This is a genomic window from Streptomyces sp. HUAS MG56, from assembly GCF_058673395.1.
This window is the reverse complement of sequence record NZ_CM178722.1, coordinates 2,347,820-2,368,189: the sequence shown is the minus strand read 5'-3', so window position 1 is coordinate 2,368,189 and position 20,370 is coordinate 2,347,820. Positions and strand designations below refer to the sequence as shown.

17 protein-coding genes and 2 pseudogenes are annotated in these 20,370 nt (G+C 68.8%); 6 read left to right on the top strand and 13 right to left on the bottom strand.

Translation table 11 applies throughout. The features are described 5' to 3' along the window. Positions 1–18 precede the first annotated feature (18 nt). On the bottom strand, positions 19–468 hold the full coding sequence (locus AC4OXY_RS11365; RefSeq protein WP_491994836.1) for a hypothetical protein: 450 nt from the start codon (positions 466–468) through the stop codon (positions 19–21). 213 nt (positions 469–681) lie between these two features. Here AC4OXY_RS11365 and AC4OXY_RS11360 point away from each other — a divergent pair, with 213 nt between their 5' ends. From AC4OXY_RS11360 to AC4OXY_RS11350, 3 genes are all read left to right on the top strand, one after another. Then, positions 682–1,191, top strand: a complete 510-nt coding sequence (locus AC4OXY_RS11360; RefSeq protein ID WP_491994815.1) for an endonuclease domain-containing protein — start codon at positions 682–684, stop codon at positions 1,189–1,191. A 1,489-nt stretch (positions 1,192–2,680) separates the two neighbouring features. After that, positions 2,681–3,568, top strand: a complete 888-nt coding sequence (locus AC4OXY_RS11355) for a DUF5655 domain-containing protein (protein ID WP_491994814.1) — start codon at positions 2,681–2,683, stop codon at positions 3,566–3,568. Between the two features lie 668 nt (positions 3,569–4,236). After that, on the top strand, positions 4,237–4,719 hold the full coding sequence (locus tag AC4OXY_RS11350; RefSeq protein ID WP_491993843.1) for a hypothetical protein: 483 nt from the start codon (positions 4,237–4,239) through the stop codon (positions 4,717–4,719). Positions 4,720–4,776: 57 nt separating this feature from the next. Here AC4OXY_RS11350 and AC4OXY_RS11345 read toward each other — a convergent pair. The 7 genes and pseudogenes from AC4OXY_RS11345 to AC4OXY_RS11315 all read right to left on the bottom strand — a co-directional run. Further along, a pseudogene (locus tag AC4OXY_RS11345) lies at positions 4,777–4,857 on the bottom strand (transposase); the annotation flags it as partial. Between the two features lie 176 nt (positions 4,858–5,033). Continuing rightward, positions 5,034–6,410: an IS1380 family transposase gene (locus AC4OXY_RS11340; RefSeq protein ID WP_491993842.1), complete on the bottom strand. Its 1,377-nt coding sequence runs from the start codon at positions 6,408–6,410 to the stop codon at positions 5,034–5,036. Positions 6,411–6,943: 533 nt separating this feature from the next. After that, a complete protein-coding gene (locus AC4OXY_RS11335) occupies positions 6,944–7,324 on the bottom strand; it encodes a transposase (RefSeq protein WP_491993841.1) in 381 nt (126 codons plus the stop codon). Between the two features lie 178 nt (positions 7,325–7,502). Continuing rightward, entirely contained in the window at positions 7,503–7,742 is a 240-nt protein-coding gene (locus AC4OXY_RS11330) for a hypothetical protein (protein ID WP_491993840.1), read from the bottom strand. Positions 7,743–7,881: 139 nt separating this feature from the next. Beyond that, the gene (locus tag AC4OXY_RS11325; protein WP_071384599.1) at positions 7,882–8,682 is read right to left on the bottom strand and encodes a hypothetical protein; all 801 of its coding nucleotides are present in this window, start codon (positions 8,680–8,682) and stop codon (positions 7,882–7,884) included. After that, positions 8,679–9,320: an ATP-binding cassette domain-containing protein gene (locus tag AC4OXY_RS11320; protein WP_491993839.1), complete on the bottom strand. Its 642-nt coding sequence runs from the start codon at positions 9,318–9,320 to the stop codon at positions 8,679–8,681. The genes AC4OXY_RS11325 and AC4OXY_RS11320 overlap by 4 nt, the downstream gene beginning before the upstream one ends. Next, positions 9,317–10,753: a cytochrome P450 gene (locus AC4OXY_RS11315; protein WP_491993838.1), complete on the bottom strand. Its 1,437-nt coding sequence runs from the start codon at positions 10,751–10,753 to the stop codon at positions 9,317–9,319. Before AC4OXY_RS11315 ends, AC4OXY_RS11320 begins: the two co-directional genes overlap by 4 nt. A 307-nt stretch (positions 10,754–11,060) precedes the next feature. Between AC4OXY_RS11315 and AC4OXY_RS11310 the strand changes: the two genes are divergently transcribed. After that, complete coding sequence (locus AC4OXY_RS11310; RefSeq protein ID WP_491993837.1) at positions 11,061–12,323, top strand: phthiocerol/phthiodiolone dimycocerosyl transferase family protein; 1,263 nt, start codon at positions 11,061–11,063, stop codon at positions 12,321–12,323. A 27-nt stretch (positions 12,324–12,350) separates the two neighbouring features. On the opposite strand, the gene AC4OXY_RS11305 is transcribed toward AC4OXY_RS11310, so the two are convergent. Both AC4OXY_RS11305 and AC4OXY_RS11300 read right to left on the bottom strand, forming a co-directional pair. Continuing rightward, entirely contained in the window at positions 12,351–13,730 is a 1,380-nt protein-coding gene (locus AC4OXY_RS11305; RefSeq protein ID WP_491993836.1) for a cytochrome P450, read from the bottom strand. 3 nt (positions 13,731–13,733) lie between these two features. After that, positions 13,734–14,741, bottom strand: coding sequence for a terpene synthase family protein (locus tag AC4OXY_RS11300; protein ID WP_491993835.1), 1,008 nt, complete (start codon positions 14,739–14,741; stop codon positions 13,734–13,736). Between the two features lie 305 nt (positions 14,742–15,046). Between AC4OXY_RS11300 and AC4OXY_RS11295 the strand changes: the two genes are divergently transcribed. Both AC4OXY_RS11295 and AC4OXY_RS11290 read left to right on the top strand, forming a co-directional pair. Continuing rightward, positions 15,047–15,316: an acyl carrier protein gene (locus AC4OXY_RS11295; protein ID WP_491993834.1), complete on the top strand. Its 270-nt coding sequence runs from the start codon at positions 15,047–15,049 to the stop codon at positions 15,314–15,316. Next, positions 15,306–16,529 (top strand): beta-ketoacyl-[acyl-carrier-protein] synthase family protein, encoded by a 1,224-nt coding sequence (locus AC4OXY_RS11290; protein WP_491993833.1) that lies wholly within the window; start codon positions 15,306–15,308, stop codon positions 16,527–16,529. The genes AC4OXY_RS11295 and AC4OXY_RS11290 overlap by 11 nt, the downstream gene beginning before the upstream one ends. A 366-nt stretch (positions 16,530–16,895) precedes the next feature. Here AC4OXY_RS11290 and AC4OXY_RS11285 read toward each other — a convergent pair. From AC4OXY_RS11285 to AC4OXY_RS11275, 3 genes and pseudogenes are all read right to left on the bottom strand, one after another. Continuing rightward, a pseudogene (locus AC4OXY_RS11285) lies at positions 16,896–17,888 on the bottom strand (NAD-dependent epimerase/dehydratase family protein). 67 nt (positions 17,889–17,955) lie between these two features. Then, a complete protein-coding gene (locus tag AC4OXY_RS11280) occupies positions 17,956–19,401 on the bottom strand; it encodes a sulfotransferase family protein (protein ID WP_491993832.1) in 1,446 nt (481 codons plus the stop codon). A 34-nt stretch (positions 19,402–19,435) separates the two neighbouring features. Beyond that, positions 19,436–20,347 (bottom strand): aldo/keto reductase, encoded by a 912-nt coding sequence (locus AC4OXY_RS11275; RefSeq protein WP_491994813.1) that lies wholly within the window; start codon positions 20,345–20,347, stop codon positions 19,436–19,438. Positions 20,348–20,370: the final 23 nt, after the last annotated feature.

The following is a 20,370-nucleotide window of genomic DNA, read 5'->3' as shown; positions in this document are numbered from 1 at the left end:
TGGGGTCGTCGAACCGCCTCAACGCACCGGCGGGCCCGGGGGATGCCGCGTGATCTGCGCCTTCCGTCCATCGAGCGACGACCTTGCGATCCGGGCTGACGTCGTGGTTGACGGCTTCCTCAGGGCAGTGGCCTGGGACCGTTCGAGGTCAGCTGGGCTTGAGCGCGAGCCCCTCCGGGAGAGTACGACCTCTCCCGTACCGGGCTTCATGCAGACGCCACCCATGTAGCGGCGATGGACGGATTCCTGCACGAACGCCTGTGCATCTCCGTTGCCCAGGAGATGCGCGAGCGCCACATGCAGCACACGCTCCTCCACCTCCGCCTCGAACGTCTTCACGGCTTGGACGAACTGCTGGGCCGTCTCACGACGGGAGGCTTCGGCATTGATCCGGCGGCGCAGGATCTCATCGACGATCGCGTCCGCGGCGTCCTGGGGAGCGGTGAAACCGCCCGGCGTGCTGCTCATACGCTGCTCAACGAGCCCGGCCAGTCGGCGGATGCCCTGGAATCCGGGGCCGAGCTCGCGCCGTTGAGGGCAACGACGGTGGGCGACGCGCGGGCCCAGCACCGTCTCCGATCCGGCTGGTACGGTCCCGGGGCCGATGGGCATGTACGTGGCCGAGGGGATCTGCGCTGCCGTGGTCGGAGTGATGTCAGTGCGGCCCGCTATCGTCGAGGGATGGTAGGTGGCTACGGAGTTCCGCTGACACGCGACACCTTGCACGACTGCGAGGGATGCGGCGTCACCGTCAAATACTGGGGAGAAGGCCGACGCCCGGGGCACTGCCAGAGTTGTAGTCGGTTAGCCCGGCAAGGCCGCCGATACAATCTGACGGCAGGCGATCTGAGGGCCATCCTGGACCTTCAGGGCGGAGTATGCGCGTTGTGCGGGCAAGGGCCCGACCGCGACGGAAGCTCCGCGCATTGGAACATCGACCACGATCACGCATGCTGTAAGCCGTCGGACGCCGCCTGGTCCATATGCGGAGCGTGCGTTCGCGGCCTGCTGTGTCGCGAGTGCAATGCCCGAGGTCTTGCCTGGTACGAGTCGCTCCCCAGAGACCGTAGGGACTGGGGGCGGGCGAACGACTACCTGGCCAACCCGCCGGCGCGTCGTCTTCGCCTTGCTGGAACGTTGAAGTTCTGCTTCGGGTTCCTCGCGGATGCCGGTGCGGCTCGACACCGGTAAGCCCTCCACTCCAGACGGATCCTGCTAACTCGTGCGAATGTCAGTGGTGTTGGCTACTCTGTACGTGGTTGACGAGATCCTTGAAAGGCAAGGTGTATCGGTGCAGATGGCCGATCGCTACGGCGTGGCGGCAGAGTCCCTATAGGGGCGTCTGGCCGGCGCTCTCCTATGGCGACGCCCGTTGGGCGGCGACGTCGTGACTCAGATCCGGCGGCGGGTTGGCTCCTGCCCTGGCTTCGTGACGGCGCTCTGACCTTGCTTGGGAGGGCCTTCCTTGTCTGCAACTACTTCTGTCTGCGACCACCGCGTGTACCACGTCGTCGTTGTCGCCTTGATTGCCATGATTGTTGGGCTTACCGCCGGGGTCGGCTGTGCCGTTCTCGGGCAGCCCCCGCTCACCGCCGTTGCTTCCGGCGGGGCTGTCGTGGCGTTCGTCTACTCTGCCGGCATGACCGCAGTCGGGTACGTGAAGCGGCAGGCACAGTAGGCGACCGCGTGGAGTGGCTCCTTCAGGCCGCCAGGGCAAGACCCGGCGCCAACTCGGCCGTTGCCTCAAACGCTTCGCGGCCCGGGAGATCTACCATCTGGTCGGACAGATACCAGTCGGGAGCTGGCTCGTAGGGGCTGTGACACGGTGATAAGCAGAAGCCCCCGCCGGAGCATCCGGACGCTGTAGGGAAAACCGCCCCGCCGGAGCTCATCCGGCGGGGCGGAGTGCTGCGGAGGGTGGGTGCGGGCGAGGGGCTTGCCGGTGAGCCAGGCATCGATGCGGGCGAGATTGAGGATCGCGCCGGTGAAGTGGTCAGCCAGCCGCGCCGGAGATGCCGTCGGCCGCCCCTGCAACGCAGACAGCTGTGTGAAGGCGGCATCGGCGAGGACCGTCCCGAGCGCATCCCGCACCCACATCACCAGACAGCTCTTCGGGAACACCGCACGCGCCAACCCGCACGGTCTCCTCCGGGAACTCCGCCAGCTCCACCTCGCGCAACGACACGAACCCACCCCTGAATAAGACGACGGCCTGCACAACCCCAACCGGGTGGCCGTCCTCACGCAGACCCCGGATTAACCAACAGCGTCCGGATCATCCGGCGGGGACTTCTGCGCGCGGTGGGTCACACTGGCGCTTGGTGCGTGTCGTGGGTTCCGCTGTACTCGGGCTCGCCACTGTCGAGGACGCGGAGCAGGGAGGCGGTGACGACGCGGGTGGTGCGGCCGATGCGTAGTACCCGGCAGGGGAACTCGCCGCGGCGGACCAGGTCGTACCCCTTGGCCCGGGAGAACCCGAATGCCCTAGAGGCATCTTCTACGCTGCCTGTGCCGCCCCAGGTGGCGCGGATGTGGGCGGGGCTATGAGGGGCGCCCTGTGGCGGGTTGTCCTGTCGGTACATGTCTTGCGCGTTGGTCCCTTCTCGAATTGGCGGTGGTGGCGGAAATATCCCTGGACGGTGCGGCGTTCCCCTCTGGCATCGTGATCGAGAGTGGGGGAGTGGTCGGTCTGAAGCTGTTCAGCACGGCAGGCGGCGTTGCCGAGGTGATGCCGCGTCTCGCGGACGTCGAGGCGGATGTGCAGGATCTCGTCGAGGCGCGCATGGAGAAGATGCTGGGCGTCACGTTCCTGGCGAGCGAGTACGTCATCGACTGCGTCGACGGCGGGCGGATCGACTCGCTGGGTCTCGACGAGAACGGGGCGCCGGTGATCGTCGAGTACAAGCGCGGCACCGACGCAGGTGTGATCAACCAGGGCCTCTACTACATGGCGTGGCTCATGGCCCACAAGGATGCCTTCCGGAACCTGGTCCGCGACCGGCTCGGGGGCACGGCTGCGTCCCAGATCCTGTGGAGCGCACCTCGGCTGATCTGCATTGCTGGCGACTTCACTCGCTACGACGCGCACGCCGTACGCGAGCACCGGCGCTCGATCGACCTGGTCCGCTATCGATACTTCGGCAACGACCTCTTCGGCCTTGAGACGGTGGCCTCCGTAACGGGGAACTCGGCCACCACCAGGCGGCTGCGCCGGCGTGCGGCCGGGTCGTCGCCTGCCCGGACTGAGGGTGGGGGCCCGGTGGAGTTGTCCGAGGCGGTCGACGGGGTGCTGCTTGGCCTGGGTGATGGGGTCACCCGTGTCCAGCGCAAGCAGTACTGCGCCTACCAGCGGCTGCGGAACTTCGCCTGCGTCTGCCCGCCGCAGCAGACCAAACTCCTCGTCTACCTCAAGGTCGACCCGAAGTCGGTCGACCTGGTTCCCGGCTTCGCCCGGGATGTGACGGGGGTCGGTCACCACGGCACGGGTGACCTGGAGCTGCAACTGCGTACGGAGCGGGACCTGGAGCGCGCCCAGGACCTGTTCCGCCTCAGCTACGCAGCGGCGTAGCGGTGTGCGCGGCTCCTGGGCGTGGACGGTTGGGGCCCGGATGAAGTTGTGGTCTGCCGTCGTGGTGTCGCCCTTCGACGTGTCGGTCAGGGGATGGCGGTGGATCTCCAAGGATGCGGCGGATCCCCGGTTTCGGTAACCGGGGATCCGCCGCTATATTGCCGCGCGCACGGACCTGTTCAGGCGTACCGCTCCTGGGCACCAGCGCCGAGTGGGCGAAGGCCGAGGCGAGGGGGATGGCCATGGGCTGGCAGCGGACGCGGACCGTGATCCTGCACGAGGGTCCGTTTGTGTCCCTGTGCCGGGACGAGGTGATCCGCCCGGTTTTCTAGGGTTCTTCTCCCTGTGGTGGGACGCGGTGCCCACTCGTGTCTCAGCTCGTTCTGCAACAACTCCGTGTCTGTGTGGTTCACGTGGCGGTTGACGTACACGTAAACCAGGACATCTGGAGCCGAAAGCATGCAAGCCTTCCCGATCACCCTCCCCTCCGGAATGCGGTACTGGACGGTGCTGGACGCGAACTACGACGTCGTCGCCTTCGGAACCTGAGACTTGCCAGGGATCTCGCGGAGCTGACGACGAAGACGTACGCCCATGGCATCGCTCTGTACCTGCGGTGGTGCGAACGCACGGGCCGCGACTGGCGGACTGCCGCCGCAGATCTTGGCATGTTCATTCTGTGGCTGCGGCACACCCCGCGAGAGCTGGCCGCCTGCGATGCCGGACCCGGAAACGGGCTGGTCGTTCCCGGTGCAGGTGCCAAGCCGGTACGCGGCGGAGCGCGGATCAACCTCGTGCTGACCGCGGTCCGAGGCTTCCTTCGACATGCTTCACAGGTTCGGGCTGTCCCGTCGTGGGTGATGCCTGCGCTCTACGAGGGTGCGGCTCTCCCTGATGTCGAGCCGCAGGTGGGCGCCGATGGTGAAGCGCGCTATCACGTTCGCGCGACCCATCGGGTGCGGTCGGAGTCGAAGGCTGTCGACCGGGCCTCTGATGAGGAGGTCCTGGCCCTGTTCAGGGTTTGCCGCTCGCGCCGCGATCGTCTCATTTTGCTGCTGATGGCTCGTGCCGGTCTACCCCGAAGCCAGGTCGTCGGGCTACGGCGGGCCGATGTGCACTTCGCTGTTGACTCCTCGGTCCTGGGGTGCTAGTACCGAGGCCCTCACCTGCACGTGATCCGGCGGCAGAACGCTACTGACTTCGGCTCGTCAGGGTGACGCTGGATCGTCGAGGCACAGTCCGGTGCCTGCTATGAAGCCGTCGAGTGTCTCGAGGCGGTATTGGAGGCGTTAGCCTCGATCGTTCATGAGGGTGCGTCAGCTTGCTGCCGGAGCCTTTGTGGTGAGTGTTGGTGGGGGTTTTCGGAGTGTGGGCAGGCTGATGGCCCGGTTGTCGCGTCGGGTGTGCGCCGGGTTCCACGGCTCCGGTCGGAGTGGTGCTGCTCGCAGGGATGGGAAGGTACTGGTCAGCCGGGGTTCGGGAGGGCGTGGAGCCGGTCCAGGGCATCGGTGATCACGTCGGTCCAGGGCCAGTGCCTGGCCAGGCGGAGGATGCGGCGGCGGCCGGTGGTGATGAGCTGGGCGGCGGTGGAGAACAGCCGAAGCCGCAGGCGGCGGGGCTCCCACAGGCGGGCCTTGCCGGTCAGGGCGAGCAGGGGCATCCAGGCGAGCAGGTCCAGGGCGATCTGGATGATCTCCAGCCAGATCTGGTTCTGCGCGGCGTCGTGGAGGGGAAGGTTGAGCAGGCCGGTGGCGCGGGCGGCGCGGATGCGGTCCTCGGCACGGGCACGCTGGCGGTGGCGCAGTTCAAGGGTGGCGATCGCCTCGCCCGCCGTGTTGGTGGCAAAGCAGGTAAGGCGCATGCCGTCGGCGTCGGTGAAGCGCAACTGGGCACCGGGGTGCGGCCGTTCCTTCCGCACGATCAGCCGCAGCCCGTTGGGCCAGCCGGTCAGGCAGTCACCGGCGAGTTCGGCAACCCAGGCTCCGTCGCGGATCTCGCCGTCGGCTTCCACGGCCGGTGTCCAGGCCGAGGCAGGGACCTTCAGGACGGCCTGGTGGATGGCGTCGGTGATGGTCATGCCGACTGAGTACGACAGCCACCGTCCGCGCTGGGCGAGCCAGGCGACGAACTCGTGGGTGCCGCCACCGGAGTCGGTACGGATCAGCGTCTGCCGCCCGCGCCGCAACCGCTTCGGCAGCTGGGCCAGGGCCAGTCTGGTGGCCTCGATGTGGTCCGCGGCGGTGTTGGAGCCCGCGTTGCCGGGCCGCAACAGACCCACGACCGGCTCGCCGGACCCGCCCCGGCCATGGTCGACGAACCCCATCAGCGGGTGGTGCCCGAACGTCTTCTTCCAGGTCGCGGCTGCGTCCTGCTTCTCGGAGTGGGCCAGGACGAGGACCCCGTCGATGTCCACGATCACCTGCCCGTCCGCGTCCGGCGCCGCTTCCCCGGCCAACCGCCAGACGTGTTCGCGTACTTCGGCACGGGCGGTGCGCAGCGCGGCCAGGACCTGCTGTCCGCCCGACGCCAGCGTGCTGATCAGCCGGGAGACCGTGGGGTCAGAGGCCACCGGCCCGAACACGGCCGGCTCGGCCCGCAACGTGCCCACATCGGCCAGGCAGTCCCCGCCGAGTGCCACCGCGAGCGCCACATCCAGCAGGATCTTGCCCGGATCATGCACCGCCCGCGGCTTGCGCCACGGCGCCAATGCCGCCGATATCGCCTGATCCAGACCGGAGTTGCGGACCGTCTCGACCAGCAGCACGGCCCCGGCCTGCGAGACGACCCCGCGACCGCCGCCCTCGACGCGGACACGCGGGTAGGACCCGATACGCTTCTTCACCTGGAGAGTGCTTCTTTCACGCGACGACCTGGACCCTAGACAAGTCTCATCGGTGCACCCATGAGGGCGGGGGCTGTCAAGGCGCACGATGCCACGGCCCGGTGCGAGCTGCGGGGGCCCGTGCCGGGTTGGCCACGGCTGTGGACTGGGGTGTTGGGCCGTGGTCCCCCGAGTGCTGGTCGTGCGGAGGGGACTCGCACGCACCTATTCGATCCCGGCCGGCCGGGCCGGATAACGACCTTGCTTCGGGGGCCGGGCTGCTCATTCAGGTCAACGAGCGCGGCGTGGCCGGCTCATGCAGCGATGCGAGCTCGCCCGGGGCTTGTCGTCCCGTCCTTCAGGGGTGGTCGTCATGCCGTGATGCACGGCTCCTTCGGCTGCTGCGCGGCGTCGAGGTCGCGCAGCACGTAGTAGGCGTGGGTGAGGAGCTTGCGGGCGACCGCGACGGTGGCGATCTTCAGGTGCGCGGTCGGCGATCTGCTCGAAACACGCGGCGTAGGGCGGGACGCGCTTGGCGGTCTGCGCGCCCTGGTTCATGATCGAGCGCAGCCACGATCGCCCTGCTTGGAGATGTGCCCGTAGCGCGCGGTGCGGTCCGAGCTGCGGAGCGTGGGCGTGCGCCCAGCCCACGAGGCGAGCTTGCAGGCCGAGGGGAACCGGCGGATGTCGCCGATCTCCGCCACGATGACCATGGCGGTGAGCGGGCCGATGCCGGGCAGCGCGGTCAGCGACTTGACCCGCGGATCCGCCTTCGCGGCCTGGGCGAGCGCGGCATCCAGCCGGTCGATGACCACCTGCAGCGCGTCGATGACCTCCAGCCGGCCGGCGACCGCGCCGCGGGCGGTGTCCGCCAGCGGCAGCTGTGCCAGCCAGGCGCGGCCCGTGCCACTCCAGCAGTTCCAGGCGCTGCCCATGCGGTCACAGCCGTAGTCGGCGAGGACCGCGTGGACAAGGTCCGCAGCCGCACGAGCTGGGCGCGGTGGCGCAACACGGCCCGCTGCTCGCGTATTGCTGCGGGAGCGATCCATGCCTCGGGCAGCAGATCCGTGCGCAGCAGATGGGCCGGGGCGGCCGCGTCGACCTTGTCGTTCTTCAGCCGGGCCAAGGCGATCGCCTTGCACTGCAACGGGCCATGTGTGGCTCGAAGCCGTAGTCCTGGAGCAGCTCGATCAGCCAGCCCCAGCCGAGCGCCGCCTCGAACGCCACCGGCGTGCCCACCGGCAGATCGCCGATCACGCCCAGCACCGTCTTGCGTCCGTTGACGACGTTGCGGTTCACCGCCGTCCGGCCGCCCTCGTCCAGCACGGCGATCTGCGACCGGCGGCGATGCACATCGATCCCTACGTAAGCCTGCGTCGTGGGCCACCCGACCCCGATTCGGCTCCCCCACCAACAGGGTGCTCCGAACGCACCCGGCGGTGAAGCCCCCGCCCTCATAGGGTCAGGTCAGGAGCACTCTCCGCGTTTCTGATCAACCACTGGACGCCCTGCCGCGTGAAAGCGCGAGGCTAGCGTCAAGGGTCACCAAGTGCCGCTCGCGGGTGCGGATCCAGAAGGCGAGGAGGGCGATGAGGGTGAGGGTCCCTGTCCAGGTGAGGCTTGCGGCTACGGCCCGGAGTGGGGTCGTGGTGGCGAGTCCAGCGGCGAGGCAGGTCTGTGTGGAGCCGTACATGGGCAGGAGGGGGCCCAGGAACCCATGCGGGTCGGGGTTGACCAGGGGGCTTTGTGGCAGCAGGTCGAGGTTGCTGGTGACGAAGATGACGACCATGCCCTCGAGTTCGCCGGGAAGGAAGAGCGCGAGGACGAGTCCGAGTGTTCCGTAGACCAGGCTCGCGGTGAACAGTCCGAGCCACAGGAACCCCAGGTGGCGGGGCGACCATACGGCCAGCGTCCATACGGTGGTGTACAGGGCGACGAGTGCGGCGGCTGAGAGCAGCGAGGTCGCCTTGGCTAGTAGGAGCGGGGTGCGCGGGTAGCCGGCGGCGGTGAGCCGGCGGTCGAAGGGGCCGGACTGACGGGCGGCGCTGAAGGTGAGGAAGGCCATCAGGAGCATGACGATGCCGAGGCAACCATGGATCATACCCACCTGGTCCGTTGAGGCCGTGAGTGTCCGACCGGTGGCGCGGAGCCGGAAGGTCAGCGAGGCGGGCGCGAAGATTTGCGGCGCGGCGAGGATCCACAGCGGGAGGAGGACGGCTAGCAGGAGGGCGGCGAGTGTGTTCTTGGCGAGTTCGGCCAGGTTGTAGCGGGCCGCGATGCGGTAGGCCCTCACCGGCTGGCTCCCTTGGTCCTGACGGCCGCTTTGTGACTGAGTTGGATGACGGCGTCCAGACGGTCGATGTCGTAGGCGAGGTGGGAGATGACGACGGTGGTGCGCCCGGCCGCACGGCGGGCGGCGGCGAGGTCCCAGAAGGCCAGGTAGGTCTGCCAGTCGAAGCCTTGATAGGGCTCGTCCAGCAGCACCACGTCGGGTTCGTGCATGAGGGCGAGGACGAGGCTGAGCTTCTGCCGTGTGCCGCCGCTGAGGACTCTGACGGGACGGTGGAGATGGCCGGCGAAGGCGAGCTGGTCGATCAGCGCGTGGGCAGGTTCGAGGTTGGGGAGGCGGAAGGCTTCCTGGAACAGGCGAAGGTGCTGGAACGGTGTGAGGGCGTTGTTGAGAACGGGGTGTTGGGGGCAATGGCTGAGCGTGCCGTCGACCGTGACGGTGCCCTTGTCCGGGCGTAGGTCACCGCACAGGATGCGCAGGAGGGTGGTCTTGCCGGCGCCGTTCTCCCCGACGACGCCGACGGTCTCACCGGAACGGATGGTGAGGTCGACGTCGGCCAGTACGACGTGTTTGCCGAATGCCTTGTGAATGCCCCGCGCGCTGAGTGCGGTGCGGGTGGCCGTGGGTGGGGAGACGGTCACGAGTTCCCTTCTTCGCTGTACGTCCGCGCGTCCGCGCCGCCGGGTGAGCGGGTCTGTGCGGGCCTGTTCACCTGCTTGCTGCGGGAGGTACGTGGCTGCGGCGTCATGACCAGGGGCGGTGCCTCCAGCAGCGTGTTGACGCGAGGGACCGCGGGGCGCGAGGAGGCGGTTTGCCCGTGCAGGGTCCAGCTCTGGAGGACCCGGGCGAGGACGACGACGATCTCGGTGAGTGCGAAGGCTTCTCCGAGGCACTTGCGGGATCCGTTGCCGAACGGGATGTACGCCTCGCGGGGGCCGGGGTCTTCGGTTGCCCACCGGTCGGGGTCGAACCGCTCGGGGTCGGGGAAGAGACGTGGTTGGCGGTGTAGCTGGTACGGGCTGACGAGCAAGTTGGTGCCGGGCGGCAGGATCTGCCCGGCCAGTTCGACGGGAGTGGAGACGCTGCGAGGGATGAGCCAGCCGTGCGGATACAGCCGCAGTGTCTCCAGGACGACCTGCCGGGTGAGTTCCAGGCGTTGTAGCGCCGCAATGTCCGGTGGTTCGTCTCCCAGGACGGAGTCGATCTCGTGCCGGACACGACGGGCGATGTCCGGGTGGCGGTCGAGCAGGTGCAGGGCCCACACCATGGCGCTGGCGCGACCCGCTGCTGTCGCTGCGGTGAACATGGTGATGACGTTGTCGCGCACCTCGCGGTCGCTCATCGGCTCCCCGGCGTCGTCGCGTGCCGTCATAAGCATGGAGAGGATGTCCGGGTGGTCCTCGCCGGAGCGGCGGTAGGCGAGGATCACTGCGTCGATGATCTGCTCGTACCTGGCCAGCGTCCGGTGGAAGCGGCGGGTGCGGTGGGGGAACAGCCACCGCACTCCGAGCGCGGAGGTGAGCACCTCGTGGTGGATCCCGCCGATGATCTCCCCGATGCAGGCCTGGGTTTCGTCGCGGTAGTGCTCCGTGATCTCCGCGGCAAACATCGTGCGCACGCCGATCATCGCGGCCACGGCTGTCATCTCGCGCATCACGTCGCACGGAACGCCGGATCGCCAGGCCCCGGTCACCGCGTCCGCCGTCTCGACCATGGCGGGGATGTAATCGGCGACGCGGGTGCGCTGGAACGGTGGCTGGAGCAGCCGTCGTGTCCGCTTGTGCTCGGCGTTCGGGCACGTGAAGAGGCCGTCGCCGAGAAGCGTGCGTGTCTGGATGTATCCCAGGCCCCCTTTGGGGAACGTGTGGGAGTCCCGCAGCACCTGGTCGGCCAGCTCCGGATGGCAGACCACATAGACGGGCTGCCGTCCGAGTCGGAGGCGTACGAGATCTCCCTGGGACGGCAGGGAGCAGAGGAAGGACAGCGGTGTTCTCCAGATGCGCAGTGCATGCCCCAGTCCCGGCAACGCGCCCGGAGCGTGCGCGAATCGGAAGTCGGATCGTGTGCTGCTCATGGGGGAATGGGCTCCTTGCGCACAGGCTGGGGGCGGCAGCGGCCGCTGTCCGGGAACGTGTCTAACCAATGCGGAGCCGGACCGGCTCTGTTTGGTGGGCTTCTCCGCCGTCCGAGTGGGTCTTTGAGCCGTTCGACTGAAGTGCGCCCGGCACTGTTGACGGGGGAAGAACCCGACGGAGTGAACCGGGAGCAGCCCGCATTGCGCTGAGCCTCGACAGCACACCACGATCATGGCGCGGGCACCGACCGTATCGGCCTGGGCCCTGACCAAGGCGCCGGCCCGCGGACGCTGCAAGGAGAGCATCTTGACCGACGCCACCGTGGTGGAGCAACGCCCGCTCGCGGCCAGCGAGACGGCCTTCGCCTCGTTCGGTACGCCGATCCACTTCAGCCAGCGGCTGCACGGCCGGCTCGACCTCGACGCTCTGGCCTCCGCAGTGGAGGACCTGCTCGTCCTGCACCCCGTACTGTCCGCACGGATCGTGGCCGCGGACCCGGGCCACCTGCTGCGGCTGGACCCGTCGGCGCCGGGCCCGCGTCTGCAGGTGACCGACGGCATCGACCAGGTCGGAGCGCCCTACGCGCCGGACACACCACTGTTCAGGGCCGTGGTGACCGAGGAGACGGAGGACCGCTATCGGTTGGCCCTGTCGGTTCACCATGCCATCAGTGACGGTGTCAGCGCGCTGATGCTGCTGCACACCCTGTGGCGCAGCTACAGCGCCCGCGTCACCGGCCGTACGCCTGTGCTGCCGCCTCCTACCGTCGGGTTGCCCCGCCCCGTCGAGGAACACTTCCGCGCCCGGTTTTCCGCTGAGGAGCTGAGCGTCTTCCTGAGGGACCGCTCGGCGAAGATGCGGGATCTCGTCCCCGCGTGCATCCCCGCCCTCGCGGCCGGAGCCGGCACGGGAGCACAAGACGGCGTCCACCGGCGGCAGGTGCGGCTGTCTGCCGAGTCCGTCGATCAACTGACGCGCGTGGCCAAGGCGGCACGCACGAGTTGGCATGCGCTGGCCTGCGGCATCGCCCTGCGGGCGGTCCACTCGCAGACACCTTGCCCGGACGAAACCGCCCCCATGACATGCTTGTCCACTCTGGATCTCCGGCGGCGGCTCAGGCCCCCCATGTCTCCACACGAGATGGTGCTGGCCGCCACCGCCGCGCACGCCGTGGTCGAGGTGGGGCCCGAATGCCATCCGGCCGACATCGGACGCCGCGTGCTGGAGCAACTGCGCGAAGCGGTCCTGGACAACACGGTGCAGAAGGCCATCGCCGCGACCGGCGAGCTGATGGACGAAGTGGCGCACGCTCCGATCAGTGTCCTGGTCAGCAACCTGATGACGAAGACCCCGCCACTCCAGCTTCCCCCGGGCTTGAGGTCCGGCCCCATCGACGGGTGTGCCCTTCCCCCTGGCCCCCTGCCCTCGGTCTTTCTCACCGGCAGTCAGGACGACACGGCAGGTCTCGACATCACCCTGGTCATGTCCGCGGACTGGTTCACCGCGCGGCAGGCCGCCGACCTGGCCGACGCCATCGAGGAGGCTGTCCACCGCGCGCTGTGCGAGTAGGCGCGGTGGACAGCGGCGCAATCCCTGCTAGGAAACCTGTCGGCGGTGCAGCCGCAGGTCGAGGTTGCGGGGTTCGATGATGCTGCGCCCGATGAGGGTGACCGGGCGGGACGTGGCGGGGGTGAGCTTCCAGTCGGCCAGGACGGACGCCAGGGACAGCATGACGTTCATGACGGTGAAGTCGTGTCCGATGCACTTACGGGACCCGGTCCCGAAAGGCACCAGCGCCATCGCCCGCTCGGCGTTGGCCCAGTTGCGTCCGTCGCTACTCCAGCGCCCGGGGTCGAACCGGTCGGGCTCGGGGAAGAGATCGGGCCGATGGTGAATGATGTACGGGCTGATCAGGATGTCGGCACCGTCCGGCACGCGGTAGCGGCCCAAGGACGTGTCGGTGACGGCGGTCCTGCTGAACAGCCAGGCGGAGGGCCTGATCCGGAAGGCCTCGGTCACCACGGCCATCAGGGTCGGTAGCTGTGGAAGATGCTCGTGCCGGGCGGCCCCGCCGCCGCAGACCTTGTGTGCCTCGGCCGCGACGGCCGCGTCGAGGCCGTCGTCCAACGAGAGGTAGTGCAAGGTCCAGGCGAGCATGGCGGCGGTCGTACTGATTCCGGCGATGAACATGGTCATCACCTGCTCGCGTACTTCCGTGTCCGACAGCGCGGTTCCGTCGCCGTCCTCGGCCAGGAACATGGACAGTAGGTCGCCCTGGTCGCTACCGGCGCGGCGGTAGGCGGCGACGGTGGCGTCGATGTGTGCGTACAAGGAGTCCCGGGCCTGTGCGTAGCGCCGGTTGGCCGGCAACGGCAGGCGGGCGATGCCGGGCGCGACCATGCGCAGGAACGCACCGCTGACCAGGACGTCCACGTCACCCAGCGTGCGGTGGACCGTGTCGGCGTCCGCACCGGCGTCGGCGAACCACGACGCCAGCATCGTCGAGACGGTGATCCTCATGGCGAGTTCCTGCATCAGCCGGCGCACGTCCAGGACCTGCCCCTCGCGCCACTCCCGGGTGACAGCCGTGATCTCGCGGCCTGCGAGCTCTGCGTACCCCGGGAGCTTGCTCGGGTGGAAGGCGGGCTGGGTAAATCGGCGCAGCCGAGTGTGCTTGGCATTGGGACAGGTCGCCAGGCCGTCTCCGAAGAACACGGAAATGTTGTCGAAGAAGGGGCCGCCCTTGTCGAAGTCGCGGTGGCGGCTCACGAGGATCTCGCGGACCAGTTCGGGGCTGCAGACCACGTAGGTGGGGCGGGGGCCGAGCCGGATCTCCACCAGATCGCCATAGGACGGCAGACGGGTCAGAAACCGGGTCGGGTCGGCGAGCAACTGCCGCAAGTGGCCCACGCCGGGCAGGGCACCGGGTGCGCGCGGGGCGGAAACGTGGGAGGCCGGGAGGCTTGTCGTCGTCATCGCTCAGCTCCCCGCGCTCACGAGCAGACCGGCCGCCCAGCCGGGCATGACACGGTGCTCGTCATGACGTGTGGTGATCCGCTCCCATTCGTAGTCACCACAGATCCAGTCATGAATGATGTCCGCATATCCCCGCAGCGCCGCACGCTGACTCTCGTCGACGGCCCGTACCAGTCGTGACAAAGCCCTCTCCTCCAACTCCACGAGCTCGTCGACCTTTTCCTGAGCGTGCCGGGACGCCTCGGCCAGCGCCTCCTGCCGCGTGCCGCCGCGGCTGCGCTGAATGAGGTGGATCGCGTTGTGCCCCCCGGTGATGTCCTCGTGCCGGAGCGACATGGAGTCGTTCCGCAACGCGACCACGTCGGCGCCCAGTTGCCTCATGCGTTGCAGCACAGGGTGATGCCACAGCTCCGGCGGCACCTCAGTACCACCCCACTTCTCGCCCAGGTCGTTCTGACCGAAGGCGCACGTCGTGGAGGCCCGCAGTAGGAAGTAGTCCGCCAGGTCGCGGTGGGCGAATCCCGTCCTGCGGTCGATCGCCTCGGTCACCTGGGAGGAGAAGTACGCCGTCCAGTTGAACGCCACACGGGCGCGTAGCGGCAGGGACATCCCCCGCACCATCCGGCTCCACAGATCGGCGAAGGCACGCACCGTCGGCGTATCGTGCGACTCCGGTCCGGACACTCCGTGCACGATGCCGATCAGGGCACTGCAGACAGTGGCCACCCTGCCGGGATCACGGCCGATCTCACCGTCCAGCTGGTCGTCGAACGGCAGGAAGTACCAGCCCATCATCTGCGCTGCCGTACAGCACTCCTCGGCACTGGCATAGGGGTAGAAGAAGGCGGCCACTTCGGCCAGTCGCCAGTCAACGAAGTCCTCCTCAGCCTGCTCGCCGTCCAGCAGGCCGAATCTCCGCATCCAGGCAAGCGCGCTCTCGCGTGCCTGATCCACATGCGGGTTGATCCGCAAGGGCCACGGGGTGGTGAACACCGCTCCGGTTCGCGTCACGCTCGGTTGCTCCTTCGATGGGACTCTCGAGGATGGTGCGTGAGCAAGGTTGAGCACAGCAATGCTGCCCCGGAGGGTCCACTCCCATGGGCGAGCGCGTACGTGAGGCGCCATGCGCCCCACAGTGATCTTACGTCCGAATTCCCCCAACTTCCCTTCCGTGACCAGGCAGTTCGCTACCAATCCGGACTTGCGGCAATGTGTGGGGCGTGGCCTTCGGCCCGGCCCCGCAACCCGGGTGCGGGATCTCGCAGCCATTACTTCTGCGAAGATCACGCCAGTTCGAGGGAAGAGGAGAACACGCCATGACACAGGCAGCGGAACCGGATGCGGAGCGGGCACTGCCCGAGCGGCTCGTCGCCCTGCTGACGGGTCATCTTGATGTCGAGGTGGTGCCGGAGCAGTTGACCGCCGCGACGACGTTCGAAAGCCTCGGGATGGACTCGCTGTCGTTGATGGAACTGATCGTGGCGGCGGAGCAGGAGTACGGGATCGTCCTTGTCGAGGGCGAGCTGGACCTGTTCCCGGCCTCCACGCTCGCAGACGCCGCCCAGGCGTTCGAGCATGCCGCCTGAGATCGCGGTCACCGGGCTGGGCCTGGTGACCCCGGCCGGACATACGGCGGACGCGAATTGGGAGGCCCTGTGCCAGGGCCGCTCACTGGCCGCCCCCGACCCCGAACTCGCCGGACTTCCCGTCGACTTCTCCTGTCAGGTGACCGGATTCGACGCCGCGGCCGAACTCGGCCGGTCACTCGCCCGGCGCGTGGACCCGTTCATCCAGTTCGCCCTGGCCGCCGCACGGCGCGCCGTCGCCGACGCCGCGCTGGACACCGGCACGTGGCCGGCGCAGCGGGTCGGAGTCGTGGTGGGAGTCGGGTCCAACAGCCTTGGCACGTACGTCACCGAGTTCTGCCACCTCGGTGCGGACCAGCCCCAGCGGGTCTCGCCGCTCGCGCTGCCGCGCAGTGTGCCGAGCATGGCCGCGGGCGAGGTCGCCATCGACCTGGGCGCCCGGGGGCCGAACTTCACCACGTCCAGCGCCTGTGCCTCGGGCGCGACCGCGATCGGGGTCGCACGGGACCTGCTGCGGTCCGGGACATGTGACATCGTGCTGGCCGGCGGCAGCGAGTCCGCGCGCTCCCGTATGACGGCCACCTGCTTCACACGGATGCGGGCACTGTCACGGCGACGCGAACACCCGCAGCTGGCCAGCCGGCCGTTCGACGCGGCACGGGACGGCTTCGTCCTCGGGGAGGGCGCCGCCGTCCTCGTCCTGGAACGCCTCTCCCACGCCACCTCCCGCGGGGCACCGGTCCAGGCCGTGCTGCGCGGTTACGGCGCCGGAGCGGACGCCCACCATCCGGTGGCCCCGCACCCGGAGGGGAACGGAGCGGAACGAGCCATCCGCGCGGCACTGCAGGACGCGGCATGCGCTCCGGCAGACGTGGGTCTCGTCCACGCGCACGGCACCTCCACGCCGCTGAACGACGCGGCCGAAGCCGCAGCTCTCACCCGGGTCTTCGGAGCGGACACACCCCCCGTGACAGCCGCCAAGAGCGTGATCGGCCACGCCCTCGGGGCAGCGGGTGCGATCCAGGCGGCATACACGGTCCTCTCACTGCACCGGCGGACAGTGCCGCCGGTGGCGAACTTCGAGGGCCAGGACGGAGACCACAAGCTGGACATCGTCGCCGACCAACCACGCCCGATGGCCGGGAACACGGGCCTCAGCTGCTCGTTCGGCTTCGGCGGCCAGAACGCCGTCCTGTTGTTCACGACCGACTGACGAGAATGGCTGCTTGGAGGTCGCGTCGACAGTATTCGTTCTCCGGCTCGATCACCCGCAGCTTCACACACCGCGCCAGCAGCACTGGGTCCCGGAAGGCGCTGAACAGAACTGGACCCTCCACGGAGTAGCCGTATCCTCGAGCGCTCGCGGGTGCTGGCAGCACGCCTGTCATCGGCGCCATCGCCGACCCCCTCTCCAAGGGCATCCACTCAACACACGCGACCTCGTGTCGCACCTTCACCTGGAAAGTGCCTCCGGCGGTGGCGGGAACAAGGACCTCAACAATCCTCATTCTCGCTGTTCAGAGGCACTTTCTGCTTTCTTGATCACCAGCCGGACAGGTCGCCTCGTGAAAGCGCGAGGCTAGCCACCACGCACGCTCACGGGCGCGTGCCGTGTCATCCACTCCAGGTGACGGGCCGCTCCGGTGGTCAGGTCCACACGGGGTTCCCAGTCCAGGAGCTCGTCGGCCTTCGGTGGATCGACCAGCGTCGCCCGTATGTCTGCGGCCTGAGCGGGCGATGTCCTGGTCGGCACCGCGGCTCCGGCGGCCTGCCTGAGGCTGTGAAGGAGTTCGGTGACGGAGACACTGCGGCCTGCTCCCACGTTGACCACCTCTGCCCTGGCCGGGGCCGCCGCTGCGGCCAGAGTTGCCGAGACCACCGAGTCGATGTAGATGAAGTCGCGGCGCGCGCTCCCGTCACTGTAAATCCGCAACGGAACTCCGCTCAGTGCGGCACGTAGCGCCCTGCCGATCAGCATGTCGTCGAGCTGGGGCGGCCCGTACACCGTGAAGCAGCGCAGGGCCACCACGCTGGTGGCTGCGTCCGGACGTTGGGCGAAGGCCAGACACAGCTGTTCGGCGGCCAGCTTGGTCACACCGTACGGCGAAACGGGCCGTGCCGGAGCGTCCTCGCGGCAGCGGTCGCCGTCGGCGACCTGTCCGTAGACGCTGGAGGACGAGGCCAGTACCCGTCTCGGCACCCGCTGCCGCTCGCATTTCATGATCATCTGCTGGGTCGCCAGCACGTTGCAGGCGAGGTAGTCGGGGAACGTCTCGCCCCAGGACGGCCGTACTCCGGGCCGCCCGGCGAGATGGAACACCACGTCCGCTCCCGCGACGGCCGGTCCCAGGCCGTCGTGGCGCAGATCCGCGCAGACTTAGTCGAATGCGGGATGGCGCATGCTGGTACGGAGGTTGACGGCGGGGCTCCCCCTGCCGTGCGGCCGTCGGTCGAGCCCGGTGACCTTGGTGCCCTGGCGCAGCAGGGCATCGGAGAGATGGGAGCCGATGAAGCCGGCGACGCCGGTGACCAGGGCGCGGCGTGGCACTGCATACCGAGATGCGGAACCCATGGGGCCTCCGGTAACAACGCGACGGGCTCGGTACAGACGTGGTTGACAACGCCACGGACTCGGCTGGTCACCCTCTCTCTGCAGGGAACGGCCGGGCCGGGATGGCGGCGCCCAGGAACGGCGCGAGCCGCTCCCAGCCCTCGCCCCCGACGATGTCCAGAGCGAGGAGGTCGCCGGGCCGGCCGTCGAAATGGCCGCGGACGGAGCGGACGTGGTCGTCGTACACGCGGGAGAGGCGGCCGGCGTCGAACGTCCGGCAGCCGTAGACGGCCTCTCGCACCAGGCGGCGGGTCTTCCGGGCGGCGGCGCGGGCGTCGTCGCCCCGGCCGCAGGGCGAGCCCGGCACGTCATCCGCCGGCCAGTGCTTCTCCAGGGACGCGAGCCAGCTCTCCTTGTCCCGTACGGTCAGGATGAACTTCGCGCCGGGGTGCCGCGCGCCGAGTTCCCGGAAGCACGGCACCGCGGCCACGTCGGCCAGGCCGTCATAGTGCTCCAGCAGCGGAAACCGTCCGTCTCCGCGGGTGAGGGCGTCGAGCGAGGCCCGGTCGACGGGGTAGTGGGCGACGTCGTAGCCGACCAGATGGAGCGCGGCCCGCAAGCTGCGGGTGCCGGTGCGCGGCAGCCCAAGGCCGAAGACCTTGGGACGCTCCGCACCGTGTCCGGCGGTGGCCCGGACGCGTTCTCCGGTGCGGAGAACCTCACGCAGCGTGAGTCCGGGCAGGTCCGGCAGGTTCATCGCCTGGACCTCGCGACGGGCCAGTTCGGGAAGGCGCTCGATATAGCCCTGCACGTCTGGCGTGGGGGCGCCCTCGGGGACATGTGCCCGGGCGTGGGCGACGGCGGCACGGGCGACGTCGTGGTCCCGTCCCCGGCCCCACCGGGCGATCGCGGCGGCGAGGACGGGCCTGCTGGCCGTCGTACGGCTCCGGAGCTCCCGCAGGGCGAGCTTCGCGAAGATGTGCTCGTAGTGCTGGAAGTGATCGTGGAGGATGTGTGCACCCCGGTACTGCATCGAGTCCTGGACACCCCGCAGCGCCAGCTCCAGGCGGGTGCTCTCCGGACGCAGCGTCCACCCTACGTTGTCCCGGGGAGGCTGGATGCGCCGCATGCGTTCCACCACATCGGTCCGGACGATGTGCACACCGCACGGGACCCGGCCCCGGAAAGGATCGTGTACGTAACACTCCACGAAACCGAGCTGGTTGGTGTTGAGGAACGGACGCAGGTCCTCCAGGATGAGACAGTCGGCGTCGAGAAAGACCACGTGGGAGGCGCCCTCGAAGCCGATGTCCAGTATCAGGTCGACGGCGCGCCAGAGGGGCCTGACGTTGTCGACGAGGTGCACCCGGTGGGGCCGCAAGTGCTGGACGGCCAGGTCGAGGGCCAGGTCGGTGGTGCGCTCCCCGACCGTGCGCAGCACGAGGTCGACACGCCGCCCGCCGGGAGGCGGGTGCACGCCCGCCAGCTCCCGGATGGTACCCGTCCCCGCTGCTCCCTGCCGGTGCGCACCCATGAGAAAACCGGTCCTTCCCGCTCGTTGGGGAACTTCACAGCAGTGCCAGGATTTCCCGCAGCTCCCCGGCGCCGGGAACCCACTCTCCCGCCGCCGCGTTGGCCTTCACCTGTTCCGGTTTCGTGGCCCCCGCGATCACCGAGCCGCATCCGGGGAGCGCGGCGAGGCCGCCGATCGCGATCTCCAGGAGGCTGCGGCCGTGGTCCGCGCCCCAGGTGATCAACGCCTCGATGGTGTCGAGCCGCGCCTGGGTCACCCGATGCGGGCTGGCCGCGATTCGGGTCCCGTCCGGGAGTGGCCGTCCGCGCCTTACCTTGCCCGTCAGCATGCCGTGCTCCAGCGGGAAATAGGGGAGTACGCCGAGACCGAAACGGCGGGCGGCCGGAACGACTTCGGCCTCGATGCCGCGCTCCAGCAATGACCAGTGGTTCTGCGCGGAGATGAACGGCTCGAAGCCTCCGGAACGGGCGGCGCAGGCGGCTTCGGCGATCTGCCAGCCTGCGAAATTCGAGTGCCCGAGGTAGCGGACCTTGCCTTCCCGGACCAGCTCGGTGAGCGCGGCGAGCGTCTCCTCGACGGGGGTGTGCGGATCGGGAGTGTGGATCTGGTAGAGGTCGATGTAGTCGGTGCGCAGGCGCCGCAGGGACGAGTCGACAGCGCGGCGGATGTAGGCCCGGCCGCCTTTGGCGCCGGCCGCGGGGCCGTAGTCCCGCTCCAGTTTCTGATGGCCGAACTTCGTGGCCAGGACGACGTTCTCACGCAGCCCCTTCAGGCACGCGCCGAGCAGGTCCTCGGATTCCCCGTAGACGTCCGCGGTGTCGAAGAGGGTGATGCCGGCGTCCAGTGCGGCTTTCACCACCTGCCGCGCTTGGTCGAGTCCAACCGAACGGCCCAGTTCGTTGCATCCCAGGCCGACTGCGGAGACGTGTAATCCCGAAGTGCCCATCGAGATGTAGCGCATGGTCGGCC